We start from the raw sequence: 14,119 nt of genomic DNA, 5'->3' as shown, positions 1-14,119 counted from the left end.
CAAGAATTATATTGCGGTGGAGCGCAGCAGCATCGATCAACCGATCGACACGCCCGTCATGGCCTCAGAGACCTGCCACAGCCGCTCGGCCAGGGCATAGTCGGCGGCCCACGGGGCAACGCCCTTGCGACCGGCTTCGGCCGTGTTGATCGCAGCAATGTCGCAATCTTCCAGATAGACCCCGCCCATCCCGGCCAGTTGCGCACTGGTTGCGGCCCAGACCGATGTCGCGGCCGCCTGCGGCACGGTCTTCATGCCGCGGGCCGGATCGACCCGCACATTGCCATGCTCATCGCGTGCGTCGAAGCCGGCAATCTCCTCCTCGGACAGATGCCGCGCTAGGCCGGTTAGCACCTGGCCCGGATGCAGCGAAAAGGCGCGGACGCCGACTGCCTTACCCCCCGCATCCAACCCTAGGGCGAAAAGCGCATTGGCCGTCTTGGATTGGCCATAGGCCACCCATTTGTCGTAGGGACGAATGATAAAATCGATGTCGTCGAAATCCACGCCGGCAATCTGGTGGCCGCGCGAGGAGACGCTGATGACCCGCGCATCGCCGCTACGGAGCAGCGCAGGCCACAGGGCTGCGGTCAGCCGAAAATGGCCGAGGTGATTGGTGGCGAACTGGCTCTCATGACCGTCGGCGTCGCGCGACAGGGGGGCGGCCATGATCCCGGCGCCATTGATCAGGGCGTCGATAGTCCGGCCGCTTGCGACCACGCGCGCGCCCAAGCCGGCAATCGAGGCAGCGTCGCTGAGGTCAAGCTGGTCGATCTCTACATTGGCGATGCCGCTGAGGGCTTCTGCCGAACGCTGCGGATCTCGCGCCGGAACAATCACCTGTGCGCCGGCCCCGGCCAGGGCCCGCACCGTTTCGAGCCCGATGCCGGAATGGCCGCCGGTGACGATGGCGGTCTTGCCGGTGAGGTCGATGCCCTTGGCGACCTCCGCCGCGGTGCTGGCGGCTGAAAAGGGCGAGCCGATGGGATGTTGAAGATGGGTCATGCTGGGTCTCCACTGGTATTAGCCCTGCATATGGCTTATCTCGGTGGACAATACAGACAGTGAAATCCGAGATACTATCGTGATCGTCCAAACCATGCCGAGCGATGCTCTGTCGGCCATCCTGACCACCATCAATGCCGTGGCCCTGTGCTCGATCAGCCTCGAAGCCGGTGGCGACTGGGGCATTCGCTTTGCCGCTCCGGCCAATATCAAGTTCAACGTGGTGCGTCGCGGCAGCTGCTGGCTGCTCACGGCGGACCAGGAGCCGGTGCAGCTGACAGCCGGCGATTGTTTCGTCGTTACCAACGGCGCCTTCGATCTGGCCAGCGCGCCAGGTGCGGCGACGGTGTCCGCCCATGATGTCTTCGCCGACTCGAGCATGGCCGCCCGGCTTGGGGACGGCAGCGAGTTCGCTATCCTGGGGGGCAGCGTGCGGCTCGATACCGTGGATGGCGTGCTGCTGTCCGATGCCCTGCCGCGCATCCTGGTGATCAAGGGCGGCGCGGCGGCGCCGATCGCCTGGCTGCTCGACCAGCTCGACCGCGAATGGGATTCGGGCGCGCCCGGAGCGCAATTGATGTGCAATGACCTACTGCGCCTGGCCTTCATCCATGTGCTGCGGGCGCATCTGGCACAGCGCTCCGCCGGGGATGCCGGCTGGCTGAGCGGGCTGACCGATCGCCACGTCGCCCCGGTGCTGCAGGCCGTGCATGCCGCACCGGAACACGACTGGACGCTCGGCGAATTGTCACGCTTGGCCGGCCAGTCGCGCTCGAGCTTTGCCGCGCGCTTTAAATCCCGTGTCGGCATCGCGCCAATGGACTACCTCACACGCTGGCGCATGCGCTTGGCGGCGGGCAGGTTGCGGCGGGGGGGCGAGCCGGTCTCCAGCATCGGCGCGGCACTGGGCTATCGCTCAGACAGCGCCTTCGGCGCCAGCTTCCGCCGCATCTACGGCATCTCGCCGGCACGCTATCGCAGCGACCTGAGGCTTGCCACCGCTGGCAGCGCAACGCATTGACGTTGGACCGCTGACGGCTCAGCCATTTACGTGGCTCAGCTTGTCGGGATTGCGCATCATGTAGATGGCGCGGATCTTGCCGTTTTCGATGGCAAAGGCGGTGGTCTGGAGGATCGCGCCCCGCTCGCGGCTGACATAGCCGGGCAGGCCATCGATCCAGGCCGGGCGAATGAACCGGGTCCAATCCGGACCGAGCTTGCGATAGAGCCCGCCATACATGCGCAGCACGTGGTCCATTCCGATGATCGGGCGCAGGAAGGCAAAAACCTTGCCGCCGCCATCGGAGTGCAGCACCACGTCATCGGCCAGCAGGGCCCGCAGCGCGGTGACATCGCCGGTATGGGCCGCGGCAAAGAAGGCCTGGGCGATACGATCGCCATCGGTCCGCGTGACCGGAAATCGCGGCCGCGCCGCCTGCACGTGCTTGCGGGCCCGCGAGGCCAATTGGCGCACCGCCGGTGCATCGCGGCCCAGCGTGGTGGCAATTTCGTCGAGCGGCTGGCCAAACACGTCATGCAGCAGGAAAGCGGCCCGCTCCAGTGGCGAGAGCCGTTCCAGCGCCAGCATCAGCGTCATGGTCAGCTCGTCCGTATCGAGTTCTGGCTCCTGCTGTTCTAAAATCGGCTCGGGCAGCCAGCTCCCGACATACAGCTCTCGTCGCGCCCGGGCCGATTTCATTTCATCGAGGCAGAGGCGCGTGACGATGCGGGCTAGGAAGGCCCCGACATTGCTGACGGCCGATTGATCCGTCGTGGACCAGCGCAGCCAGGCATCCTGCACGATGTCCTCGGCAGCCGCGCGGCCGCCCAGCATGCGATAGCCGAGACGCACCAGCCGGGGCCGGTGAGTCTCGAATAAGTCCGAGGCCTGATCAGGCGTCATAATCAGCCTCGGGAAAGGGCGGGGGCACGGCAAAGCCGACCTGCAGCCGGTTCCACAGATTGATGGCGCCGATGGCCAGGGTCAGGTGAACCTGTTCCTCAGCCGTGAAGGCTGCCTCGAGGATTTCATACTCGGCTTCGTCGACATCGGTCTCAGACAGCCGGGTCAACGTCTCGGTCCAGGCCAGTGCTGCCCGCTCGCGCGCGGTATAATGCGGCGCCTCCCGCCATGCGTCCAACAGGTACAATCGCATCTCGCTTTCACCGGACTGGCGCAGGGAGGTGGCGTGCAGATGGATGCAATAGGCACAGCCATTGATCTGGGACGCGCGCAACTTGACCAGTTCCAGCAGGTCCGGTTCGAGACTACTCGCCTTGAGCGCCGCTTCAAGCGCCATCATCGACTTGATGGCAGCGGGCGCAAGGGCGAGGTGATTATGCAGCCTGGCTTTCATCGCCTGCTCCTCAGCGCGGGGTCTGGCTGGCGAGCCAGTCGGCATAACCAATCGTGCCGAGGCGGGCCTCGCCGCGCGGCAGCAGCGTGTCGTCGGCCAGGCGGGCGCCGAAATAGGGCGCTTCCGGCGTGCCGATGACGGCGCGAGCATCGCCGATGTCGCGCAGATACCGGGCCAGCAGCTCCGACATGCGGACCTTGTCCGGGCCAGCGATTTCCAACGTGCCATTGAGCGGGGCGCCGAGCGCGATATCGGCCATGACGGCGGCCACGTCGGGCGAGGCGATCGGCTGGATGAAGGCGGTCGACAGGGTAATCGTGCCCTCGGCGCCGGCCGACTTGGCGATCCCGCCCAGGAATTCGAAGAACTGGGTGGAATGCACGATGGTGTAGGGAATGGGCGCGGCCTTGACCAGCGTTTCCTGCGCCTGCTTGCCGCGGAAATAGCCGCTGTCGCCGAGGTCCTGCGTGCCGACGACCGAAAGTGCCACGTGATGGTGCACGCCGGCTTCCTGTTCGGCGGCCAGCAGGTTGCGGCCGGCGGTTTGAAAGAATTCGAGCACCTCCGCATCCTCGAAGGAGGGCGAATTGGCGAGGTCCAGCACGACTTCAGTGCCGGCCATGGCCTCAGCCAGGCCTTCGCCGGTGATGGTGTTGACGCCCGAACTGGGCGAGGCGGCGATGACCTCATGGCCACGGTCGAGCAGGATTTTGACCGTCTTGGAGCCGATGAGGCCGGTGCCGCCGATAACGAGGATTTTCATGTTTTTGGCCTTGCTGAGGGACGCTATGCCGGGACGGCGACGTCTTCAGCACCAAGACGAGATGGCCAGAGGCTTGTGTGACATGGGGGGCTAAAAAAGAATCTGCCGGCGGCATGTCACACCATGGGCAAGCGTCTCGTCTTGTGGGCATCAACCTGAGATCGGGGCCGCACATGCACGTTGGAAAATCCTATCGACCCATGGAATTTGCGCTGTGGTCGCGCGGCAGTATCGTTTTCATGGTCGTCGTGAGCCTCTGCGCTATCGGCGTCTACAATATCCCCTCGATTGCCGGCTTTGCCGTGCCCTGGCCGATCATCGTGGTGTTGGGCACAACGGTGTCGCTGATGGCCGGGTTCAAGAATGCGCAGGTGCTGGCGCGCAGCGGCGAGGCGCTGCAGGCCTTTGCGCAGGTATCTGCCAGCAGCCGCATGCTGTCCCGCTTCTGCTGCGATTTCACCGACGAGGCGACGAAGCGCGCGCTGATCTATCGGCATATCGCCTGGATGACCGCGCTGCGCTTCAGCTTGCGCCGGCCCATGCCGTGGGAGTCGATGGGGCGCAAGGCCAATACCGAGTTCCGCAAGCGCTACCACATCATCGAGGACACGACGTCCCTTCTCGACGAACTGGCTGCTTTGCTGGGTCCGGACGAGTCGGCAAAAGTGCTGGATGGCGGCATGCTGGCTGCGCCGCTGCACCTGCTCAGCAGCCAGGGTCACCAGATCAATCTGCTGTTTCGCGACACCGGCCTGGCGCCGCAGGTCTATACCGAGCTGCTCAAGCTGATGCGCGACCTGCACGACCAGCAGGCGCGCTGTGACCGCATCAAGAACAGTCCTTACCCGCGCCAATATGCCATCGTCAGCACCATGTTCGTTGCCATCTTCTGCACCCTGTTGCCGTTCGGCGCCGTACCCGTCTTTGCCGAGATGAGCCGGCTTGGCGGCATCTGGAGCGTGATCTCGATCTGGCTGACCATCCCCTTCAGCACGCTGCTGGGCTGGATGTACATGTCGCTCGACCAGGTCGGCGAGAACACGTCCAACCCCTTCGAGGGCGGTGCCAACGACGTCCCCATTTCGCCGATCTGCCGCGAACTCGAGATCGAACTGCGCTCTGCCATGGGCGAAGTCAACCTGCCCAATCCATTGCTGCCGCGCAATGGCATCGCCACATGATGGCCAGCCAGACTGTCATGCGCCGGGACAACCGAAGGTGTGCTATTTTCCATTGTGTCAGAAAGGGGGGACAGTCCGGCTCCCACCCAAGATCAGCCGGTCAGCTACCGACCCCATTTCGGTCGTTCGCGTCTACCTGCGCAGGCGCTAAAAGCGGCCATTCCTCGCACCCTCGCAAATAAGTCGCAGCCTTGCGAAGCGGAATTTTTGACTTTCGGATTACAGTTCCCGAAAATAACGAACCGCACGCCAGGGTTCAAAACCTGAAGCCTCATAGAGGGCGCGAGCTGGCTGATGGCCAGGATCATCCCCAGTTTCAATAAAGATTACCTGCAACCCTTGGCTACGCATAGTCTCGACCGAATATTCGATGAGAGCCGTGGCAACACCACCTCTTTGAAATTCTGGATCTACCGCCAACATGTATATCTCGCCCATTTTGATTTCTTCATGGGTCTTCACCGCGGCCCAACCTATAACCCCATTTTGAGCAACTGCCACCGAGACGCAATCCGCCTCGCCATCGAGCACGCGTTCAATGTCACTTACCTGACGGGTAGCCCATCCATCGGGATAAAAGGCGCTGTAAGCAAATGTCGGCATCGTAAGCTGGATGCCATCGAATACCCGCCGCCAAGCGCTGAGAGACAACGAAAGTATTTCTGACTTGTGTTCGGGCCGATACATTTCAATATTAAATTCCAATTTGTGTACCTCAGTTCATCCTTGAATTGATGCTTGGCAGTAAGTGAACGGCAGCTGACAGTCATCATCGTGACGCTGCGTTCCAGCGCGCTTATATTCGAGTGCATAATTAATCAGGTGTGTGAATGCTTCAGAGTGGCACCAACGCGGTGGCCTTGGCTCGGCCATCACCGAGGAGGTCTTGTCAGCGCATGAATTGACGGAGAACCGCCTGACCCCCTCAAGGCCGCTTGGCCACCAAGTCTATAAATTCTCGCTTTGCCGCTGTGTACGCGGCGCGATTATTCTGGAATTGCCCACTGAGACGCACTTTCAAATCCTCGTACCTAGCCGCCAGCGTGGGATCGGACCGTAGCGCGTCTCGGAACCGCAGATTATGATGCCAGACCGCTCCATCAAACTCGACAACGTGCACCAGGTGGGTCCGCTCCTCTCCCTTCCCGAAAACATGGTCGTGAGGGACACCGGCGTTGCGGGCATAGTCATAGCCGAGTTTGGCAAGCATGGGCTCGAGTAGTGGACCGGATGAGAAATCCTCGATGCCGACCATTATGTCCAATATAGGCTTTGCTCGAATGCCCGCGATTGCCGTGCTCCCAATATGCTCGATTTCAATGAAGCGGCTACCCAGGACATGTCTGATCTCCGATGCCTCAAGATCATAAGCGTCGGTCCACGATGGATTATGGGGAACGAGCTCGACCATTCCTTGGCGCAGACCAAGCCCGAAGTCAGTTCCTATGTTTCTGCCGCTGCCAACTTTCAAACTCATTCTCAAGGTTGGTCCATTCATAGATTTGGCCGGATGGCAGGGACCAGTTTTTCTTCCAGCATCGCCCGATCTGTCACAAAGAGATGGTGTCCAATGCGGTTGGTTTCGCCAACAAAGTCCTGCAGCGCCTTGCTACGGGAAAGGTGAAACGAAATGTCGCCCAATATGACAAGACGGATCCCATAATTCTGCATCTTCTGAAAGAAGTGCCCTGCCAGCTGGTTGTTGAGACGGAAAAACTCAGAAATGAAGCGTTCGGCGGAAACGACAATGATGTCGACGTCCCGACCGTATGTCGCTCCGATCAGGTCGAGTGCATCCTGCTCCCTCGACAGCATCGGACCACTGCTCCCGACGAACTGCACATTATGCCCGCCTATGCGCTCCACACTTTCGTTTCGGATATTGAAGCTCTTCCACTCCTCCTGAAGCATGGCAAAAACCTTTTCATCGCCCCATTTGTCGCCGAAGCGGTCGTTCGCGATCAGATGGCCCTCCTGACGCATACCTAGCCGTTCCAGAAGTCGGACCGATGGTCCATTGGCAGCATCGACCCTGCCAAAAATCCTGTGAAAGCCAAACGCCTCGAACCCGGCGGCGAGTAGCGCTCTGGCCGCTTCTGTCGCGTAGCCACGACCGCCAAAGTCCGGGCTGAGGAGGTAACCCAATTCGGCCTGTTCAGCCTGGACGCTGGTCAGTTTCAAAACCACTTCACCAACCAGATTGTGATCTTCCTTGGTGACCACGGCCAGCTTGAGCGTGTCACCATCGTTCAAGAAGGGTTGGCGCAACAGGGTGTTGAACTTTGTATCTAACTCGGTCTCGCTGGGCACAGCCGAATAGAGGTATCGGTAAACCTCGGGAATCCGGTGGTAGGCCGCGTACTGGGCCCGATCGCCTTCGGTGAAGGCCCTGAGGGTTAAACGATCCGACTGTAGAGGCAGGATTGTCAGGTCGAGCTGCATGTTCATTTCCAAGGTCTTGGCCGCAAATGGGTGACTATCGACAGACCTGGACAGATTCCGTCAGCTGCGCGCCGGCTTGAAGGTGACAGGACTTGTCCAACCGCTTTCGTATGTGGCCGCCGGCGAACCAAGAAGGGAACTGCCATGCAACGACGTGATTTCCTGGCCCTGTCGATGGCGATGGCCGTTGTTCCGCCAGCCTTTGGAGACCAGACTATGGAAATGACTGCAAAAACTGTCTCTCACGCCGGCATCGAGCTGGCGACCGAAGCCGCGGGCTCACCGGAGAAGGGAACAATCCTTTTGGCGATGGGTGCCACGGCATCAATGGTCTGGTGGCCCGACACAATGGTGCAGGCCCTGGCACAAGGAGGCTATCAGGTTATTCGCTTCGACCATCGCGATACCGGTCAGTCGACGACCAATGCTCCTGGCGACGTGCAATATGAGGCACAGGATTTGGCTGACGACCTGCTTGCCATCCTCGATGCCTATGACGTGCAGTCCGCTCATTTCGTGGGTATGTCCTTGGGCGGTTATGTCTCCCAGATCGATGCGATCGAGCATCCCGATCGGGTGCTCAGCCTGACCTTGATCGCTTCGGAGCCTGTGGGAATTGAATACCAAGGTGAAGGCATCACGCCAGAATTCATGGAGCACTTCAGTGCCATGGGCACGCTCGATTGGAGCGATGATGCCGAAGTGGCCGACTTCATGCTGGGTATTGCCCGGCTCAGCGCAGGTTCCGGTCGCCCTTTCGACAGCAAGCAGGCAATGGCACGCATCGAACGCGAGCTGGCGCGTACCGACAGCATTCAGAGCGCCTTCAATCACTCCATGGTCGGTGGTGAACTCGGCGCCGACGTCACGGCGGCGGGGATTACCCAGCCCTTGCTTCTGATTCACGGTAGCGACGACCCCATCATCTCGGTCGCGGCAGCCAGAAAGTCGGCCGACGTTGTGTCTGACGCAACGCTCTTGGTCCTGGACGGGGTCGGTCACGAATTGCTCGCGGAGGACGTGCCCAAGATCGTGGAGGCCATCCTGGCCCATTGCGCGAAGGTCAATTAGACAAGTGATCCGTGAGGCGTGTCCCGGATGCGGTGGGTCGTTCGAGCAATCGGACGGCCCCGTTCACGCCTACATGGCTTCGTCGCCGGCCTGCTTTGCAGCCTTTGGCGCTGTACTGGCTGTGGAATACAGTTCGCCCGACCTGCAAGCCACGCATCGCCTGACGGTGGACACCTGGGCGGTGCAGCATGTCGGCGACCCGAAGGACCGGCGCGCCGTTCAGTCGGTCGGTCTGCACCTGTCGCGGCTCTACCTGCAGCTTGCCACACCGCGAACGCCGATCGAGACCAATGCGGTCATGCTCGATTTTTCTCGCTTCAAGCAGACGCTGAAGCCCTTGGTGTCTCCTGGTCGTTTTGCGATGACTGTGGCCGATATTGTGCCAGTTATCGGCTCCGACGCGCATCCGGGCGTGGTCCGGGAATGGGCCATGCGCACTTGGTCCGATTGGTCCGATCAACATGCCTACATTCGAGACTGGGTAGTGCGGAACGGCCGATATGGCGGGGGCGCCTAAGCCCGTCCCGTTTCAGTCACGTCATCCAACTTCGAAATCGACAGTATTGGCGACAGCATGGCGAGCAACAACTGCGCAGCAAATCCAAGTGCCACCACCATCAGGCATAACCCGACGCCACCGACGCTGGCCGCCAAAGTCCCCAATAGAGCCCCGAGTGGCCGAACCCCGAACGTGGCCAATGTCATCAGACCTGAAACGCGACCCAACTGATGTCGGGGCACGATTGCCTGCATCAGCGACATGCTGTTGATGGTCCAGAGAACCGGTCCGAAGCCGAAGATCAACATCCCAGCGGCAGCAAAGCCCCAGCTTTCAGTTGTATAGGTTAAAACCATAAGCGCGGCGCTAAGAAACCCACATGCCGGACCGATGATCATCACGATCCCCATGGGCAGCGCTCGATGGAAAACAGGGGCGGTCAGGGCTGCCACGATCATCCCGGTGCCAAGGAGACCCAGGATCGAACCAACCAGCGTGCCGGAGGCGCCCAGTATATCCGCCAAGAACACCACGAGGACGGCGTGGAGAGCGAAGGCGGAAGCATTGAAGACAAGGGCGACGGACACCACCCATCGCAATAGGCCATTGTGCAAGATGATACTGGCGCCATCCACCAAGCCACGGAAGGGCCTAATGGAGTCGCGACCGTGAGTAGACGCCGGCTCCTTGATAGCAACGAATATGACCGCGGAGGTCAGGGACAGACCCAAGGCCAGGGCTAGACCTGCAGCGCTCCCAATGCGCGCGACCAGAAGTCCTGCAGCGGCCGGTCCTGCGGTCATGGCAATACTCCGACCGAGCTCGAGCCAGGTGTTGGCACCGGGCGTGTCCTGACGCGACACGATCGAAGGCAGCAAGGCCGGTGAGGCTATGACGAAGGTGAGCGTGCCCACTGCGCAGAACGCGCCAATGATTGATAGTGCAACCAGATCGAGTTGCCCTGACATGACAAGAAATATGCCGCAAGCCAGACCGAGCACGCGCAACAGCTGGCCGGTCGCCATCAGGTTCGCTCGATTGGTGCGATCGGCCAAAACACCAAGCGGCAAGGCGAGCAGGAAGTAGGGCAAGGTCTGCGCCACCTGCAACAGGCCGGTTCCGGTAGCATCAGCGCCCGCGATGAGTACTGCGATCAATGGGAGCGATGTGAATAGGACCTGCTCAGAACCGTGGGCCAGGAAACTTGACCAGGCCAGCCCGCGGAAGCTGGCCGTGGAAACCGGTGCCACCATTCAAGTCACTCCGAACTATCATCGAGGAAACCAATGACGGTCCCAGCCAGACTTGGACTGTCGAATATCGTTTGGTGGGTCAGACCAGGAAGGACGGCGAGTCTATTGCGGTTCAGGTCGCCGCCGACCCACCCGGATTCTGCTTTACCGCCCCCCAGGAGCTCGAAGAACCGCGCCGCATGCGAAATCGGGACTGCGTCGTGATCGCCGACCACGATCATAGTGGTAACATTCATCTCCTGCAGGTCGTCAGCGTAGTCGAACCGGTGGCTGACCAAATTCCCCAGTTGATCAAGCAGCTTCGGCCAATTGGCCTCAGGATCAGGGTTGAAAGCTGCAAATTCGTCGTAGACCGGCGTGTTCTTCATGGGTTCGGCAAGACCACTGCTTAGTCCTGCCATCTGCTGGAACTCTTGGGATTTCCATCCGCCATTGTTGAAGGGCACGGACACCAGGACAAGTTTGTCGACAATATCGGGATGACGAATGCCCAGTTGCATGGCCACGCCGCCTCCGATTGAATAACCAACGACATCGGCCTTGGCATATCCCAGTTGAAGAAGAAGGTCAGCGACATCGTCTGCCAGGTTTTCGTAAGTCATCGGACGGGCATGCGCCGGTGTACGGCCATGTGCTTGGAGGTCGATGCCGATGACCTGTCGATTGGCGGCCAACAAACTAAGGACTGGGCCGAACATCTCGACCGTACCTAGGCCACCGTGGAGCAGAACGAGCGGCACGCCTTCCCCGTAAGTGGCATAATAAACGTCCACGCCGTTGGCGCGAGCATATCCAGAAGTGGTCGGATTAGGAGCGCCATGCTCTTGAGCTGCCAACCCCGGCACGGACAATGCCAGCGCCAGCAGGCACGCATTCAAACGTACTAGCATCGTAATCTCCTATGTGTCTCAGCGCGTCGTCGCGGCAGCAACACGGTAGGTTGACTGCGTGAGACCGGATTGGAAGGTGGACGTTGCGACGTGTTGGAGGGAAACCTCTGAGCCGTCGCCAAAAAGGCCTATTCCTCGTCCGAGCAGGATCGGCACACGCGTCAGGACCAGATCTTCAACGAGGCCATCAGCGATGAACCTGCGAATGACCGAGCCACCGTCAACGTAAATCCGTAACAGGCCTTCTTCGGCAGCAATGGCCATAATTTCATGAGGAGACCCGGATACGATGCGGACCGAGCTTTTCAGGTCTACCGGAACATCTTGTTCTGACAGATGGCGCGAAAGTACGAACACCGGCTTGTCGAATGGCCATTTTCCGAAGGTCAGGATTTTTTCGAAGGTGTTGCGGCCCATGACAACACCGTCGATGGACTCCATGAAGCAGTCATAGCCGAGGTCTTCACCTGTCCCGGTGTAAGGGTCCAACCAGTCGATGCTGCCATCCAACCTGGCGATGAAACCATCGATACTGACTGCGATGTAGACATGGCCAGTCGATTGGGTGCTCATGGGGCACACCCTTCGATGGCCTCGCAGATGTGCAACCGGACCTCGACAATCCTACGGCCTGAGAAGGTGAACTGTTCGGCGAGAAAAATAATGGTCGGACTGTTGAGGAGCCCGGCTTTGATCGTGGCGAAGACCGTGTCCCCGTCACCGAACACGTCCAGCAAATCGAAGCGGTCAAAGTCGTAGAATTCGCGGACCGCAGGATAAAATTCCTTAAATTCGGCGAGCCCCCTGAAGGTCCCGCCAAAAGGCAGTGACGCGGGCTCATGCATGACTAGGTTTTCGTCGAACCGCTCGGGATAGTCTTCCAGCCGCTTCTTGTTGCCGATCATATCGCGGATGAAAGCTTTGTTTTCTTCGGTAGTGCTCATGGCTTGAACTCCCTCGCACCAATCAAGCACCGAGGGTTGGACAGTTGTTGTCACCAGCGATCGCGCCATGCTGCCGATCTAGATCAGACGAACCGACATGCCGCCATCGACCTGCATGGGACTTCCGGTCATGAAGCTTGCGCGGTCGGACAGCATGAACATGGCAGCCTGTGCGATTTCGGTGGGGCGGGCCATGCGCTTGACTGGATGCAGGCCGGCTATGAAGGCCATGGCGTCAACATTTCCCCCGCCACCCGCCGGGGTAACCGTGCCGCCAGGTAATAGGGCGTTCACACGAATTGCGTCGATGGCGTGTTCCGACGCGAGCGACTGGACAAGCCCCAGCATGCCGGCCTTTGAGGCGGCGTAAGCGGCCATGCCAGGCATGCCGCCGTTGCTGAAACCCACAAAGGACGAGGTGAACACAAGCGATCCGCCCCCACGACGCATAAGCGCGGGTATTTGCGCCTGTGCGGCCAGAAACGCGGATGTCAGGTTGACGGTCATGACCGTGCTCCAGTTCGCATGGGTCATTTCTGTCACCGGCACCATATCGCCAACGATGCCGGCATTGTTGAACGCGCCGTCAAGGCCGCCGAACCGTTCTTCAGCGCGGGTGACCAGCTCGTTCGCATAGGCGATGTGTGTGACATCGCCCGGCACAACCAAGGTTCTCTGAAGAGCTGGATCGATTTCTTCAGCCAGAGCTGTGAGCTTGTCCTTGCTCCGGGCGCCGAGGACGACATTGGCTCCTTCCTGCAGGAAAAGTCGCGCAGCGGCTGCCCCGATACCCGAGCTCGCACCGGTGATCACGATCGTTTTGTTGTCCAGTTCCATCTCACTCTCCATCGATGTTGGACGTGTACTGGCCGGCCCGCCACGCAGCGACCCGGTTTTGGCGACCAACATGCTGACAAAAACTGTCCAACATGCATGATGAATTGCAGGTACACGACGAGTACGGACCAATGATCCGATCACAACGCCTTATGGAATTGCTGCAGCTGCTACGGGCTTACTCACAGCCCGTCAGTGCTCGCGAGCTAGGTCGACGGCTCGGCGTGTCCTACCGCACTATCTATCGCGACATCGAAACCCTGATGGAAACCGGCGTCGATATCCGGGGCGAGCAAGGCGTCGGTTACGTACTGGAAGACGATGGCAGAATTCCCCCGCTACGATTTACCGAGGCTGAGGAAGAGGCGCTGTTCTTCGGGCTTCAAGTCGCCGCGGCACGCTGCGATCCGATGTTGCGAGAGGCGGCGCTACATGCTGCGGCAAAACTGCGTGCCAGCATAAGAACGCCCTCGTCGCAAAGGCGTGGCCCGCAGCGCGGCAAAACTGTGTTTGGAACTGTCACTCCCACCAACTGGACGCCGATGATGAATGTGGTCCGTGCGGCCATGAGTGCACAGGCCAAGCTTCTGGTGGACTATCGAAGCAGCGAAGGCACCTTTAGTGCGCGTACCGTCTGGCCTCTGGGCCTGTCGATGAGCGACGAGAACCTGCAGGTGATCGTGTGGTGCGAGCAGGCCGATGACTTCCGTCACTTGCGAGCGGATGGCCTGGAAGACGTTCGAGCATTGCAAGAAACCTTTCCCGGGGATCGCGATCAGCTTTTCTCGGAATGGAGCATCCGCGCCAATATGCCCGATACGCTGCGTAGCTCTGCCTATCCGCCAGACCTCAATTAGCGGTCTCTCGCTGGCGTTGT

At 60.3% G+C, this 14,119-nt stretch carries 17 protein-coding genes; 5 read left to right on the top strand and 12 right to left on the bottom strand.

All coding sequences use genetic code 11. The features are described from left to right. Positions 1-36: 36 nt before the first annotated feature. Positions 37-1,005 (bottom strand): oxidoreductase, encoded by a 969-nt coding sequence (locus BM045_RS05165; RefSeq protein WP_092180253.1) that lies wholly within the window; start codon positions 1,003-1,005, stop codon positions 37-39. A 79-nt stretch (positions 1,006-1,084) separates the two neighbouring features. Between BM045_RS05165 and BM045_RS05160 the strand changes: the two genes are divergently transcribed. Beyond that, a complete protein-coding gene (locus BM045_RS05160; RefSeq protein ID WP_092180251.1) occupies positions 1,085-2,026 on the top strand; it encodes an AraC family transcriptional regulator in 942 nt (313 codons plus the stop codon). 18 nt (positions 2,027-2,044) lie between these two features. On the opposite strand, the gene BM045_RS05155 is transcribed toward BM045_RS05160, so the two are convergent. The 3 genes from BM045_RS05155 to BM045_RS05145 are packed head-to-tail and all read right to left on the bottom strand — an operon-like array spanning position 2,045 to position 4,125. After that, on the bottom strand, positions 2,045-2,908 hold the full coding sequence (locus BM045_RS05155) for a sigma-70 family RNA polymerase sigma factor (protein ID WP_092180249.1): 864 nt from the start codon (positions 2,906-2,908) through the stop codon (positions 2,045-2,047). Beyond that, entirely contained in the window at positions 2,898-3,362 is a 465-nt protein-coding gene (locus tag BM045_RS05150; RefSeq protein WP_092180247.1) for a carboxymuconolactone decarboxylase family protein, read from the bottom strand. Before BM045_RS05150 ends, BM045_RS05155 begins: the two co-directional genes overlap by 11 nt. Positions 3,363-3,372: 10 nt before the next feature. Further along, positions 3,373-4,125 carry an SDR family oxidoreductase gene (locus tag BM045_RS05145; RefSeq protein ID WP_092180246.1) on the bottom strand — a complete coding sequence of 251 codons (753 nt, stop codon included), beginning with the start codon at positions 4,123-4,125 and terminating at the stop codon, positions 3,373-3,375. Positions 4,126-4,298: 173 nt separating this feature from the next. Here BM045_RS05145 and BM045_RS05140 point away from each other — a divergent pair, with 173 nt between their 5' ends. Further along, a complete protein-coding gene (locus BM045_RS05140) occupies positions 4,299-5,306 on the top strand; it encodes a bestrophin family protein (RefSeq protein WP_092180245.1) in 1,008 nt (335 codons plus the stop codon). Positions 5,307-5,525: 219 nt separating this feature from the next. Here BM045_RS05140 and BM045_RS05135 read toward each other — a convergent pair whose 3' ends face one another. The 3 genes from BM045_RS05135 to BM045_RS19355 form a co-directional block, all read right to left on the bottom strand. Next, positions 5,526-6,011 carry a GNAT family N-acetyltransferase gene (locus BM045_RS05135; protein WP_139198704.1) on the bottom strand — a complete coding sequence of 162 codons (486 nt, stop codon included), beginning with the start codon at positions 6,009-6,011 and terminating at the stop codon, positions 5,526-5,528. 220 nt (positions 6,012-6,231) lie between these two features. Beyond that, positions 6,232-6,783, bottom strand: a complete 552-nt coding sequence (locus BM045_RS05130) for a GrpB family protein (RefSeq protein WP_092180242.1) — start codon at positions 6,781-6,783, stop codon at positions 6,232-6,234. Between the two features lie 17 nt (positions 6,784-6,800). Then, a complete protein-coding gene (locus BM045_RS19355) occupies positions 6,801-7,748 on the bottom strand; it encodes a GNAT family N-acetyltransferase (protein ID WP_348271229.1) in 948 nt (315 codons plus the stop codon). A 144-nt stretch (positions 7,749-7,892) separates the two neighbouring features. Between BM045_RS19355 and BM045_RS05120 the strand changes: the two genes are divergently transcribed. Further along, a complete protein-coding gene (locus BM045_RS05120) occupies positions 7,893-8,819 on the top strand; it encodes an alpha/beta fold hydrolase (RefSeq protein WP_092180240.1) in 927 nt (308 codons plus the stop codon). A 4-nt stretch (positions 8,820-8,823) separates the two neighbouring features. Next, positions 8,824-9,336: a DUF5946 family protein gene (locus BM045_RS05115; protein ID WP_280139429.1), complete on the top strand. Its 513-nt coding sequence runs from the start codon at positions 8,824-8,826 to the stop codon at positions 9,334-9,336. On the opposite strand, the gene BM045_RS05110 is transcribed toward BM045_RS05115, so the two are convergent. The 5 genes from BM045_RS05110 to BM045_RS05090 form a co-directional block, all read right to left on the bottom strand. Beyond that, positions 9,333-10,571 (bottom strand): MFS transporter, encoded by a 1,239-nt coding sequence (locus tag BM045_RS05110; RefSeq protein WP_092180236.1) that lies wholly within the window; start codon positions 10,569-10,571, stop codon positions 9,333-9,335. The genes BM045_RS05115 and BM045_RS05110 overlap by 4 nt on opposite strands. A gap of 5 nt (positions 10,572-10,576) precedes the next feature. Next, positions 10,577-11,461: an alpha/beta fold hydrolase gene (locus BM045_RS05105; protein WP_092180234.1), complete on the bottom strand. Its 885-nt coding sequence runs from the start codon at positions 11,459-11,461 to the stop codon at positions 10,577-10,579. An 18-nt stretch (positions 11,462-11,479) separates the two neighbouring features. Beyond that, positions 11,480-12,034, bottom strand: coding sequence for a dihydrofolate reductase family protein (locus tag BM045_RS05100; RefSeq protein WP_092180232.1), 555 nt, complete (start codon positions 12,032-12,034; stop codon positions 11,480-11,482). Beyond that, on the bottom strand, positions 12,031-12,405 hold the full coding sequence (locus BM045_RS05095) for a nuclear transport factor 2 family protein (protein WP_092180230.1): 375 nt from the start codon (positions 12,403-12,405) through the stop codon (positions 12,031-12,033). The genes BM045_RS05100 and BM045_RS05095 overlap by 4 nt, the downstream gene beginning before the upstream one ends. A gap of 78 nt (positions 12,406-12,483) precedes the next feature. Further along, complete coding sequence (locus BM045_RS05090) at positions 12,484-13,242, bottom strand: SDR family oxidoreductase (protein WP_092180228.1); 759 nt, start codon at positions 13,240-13,242, stop codon at positions 12,484-12,486. A 92-nt stretch (positions 13,243-13,334) separates the two neighbouring features. Here BM045_RS05090 and BM045_RS05085 point away from each other — a divergent pair, with 92 nt between their 5' ends. After that, a complete protein-coding gene (locus BM045_RS05085) occupies positions 13,335-14,099 on the top strand; it encodes an HTH domain-containing protein (protein ID WP_092180226.1) in 765 nt (254 codons plus the stop codon). Positions 14,100-14,119 lie beyond the last annotated feature (20 nt).

The sequence above is a fragment of the Devosia sp. YR412 genome (genome assembly GCF_900110945.1).
GTDB lineage: Bacteria > Pseudomonadota > Alphaproteobacteria > Rhizobiales > Devosiaceae > Devosia.
The sequence above is the reverse complement of the archived record's forward strand: the minus strand, read 5'-3'. Positions and strand labels throughout refer to the sequence as shown.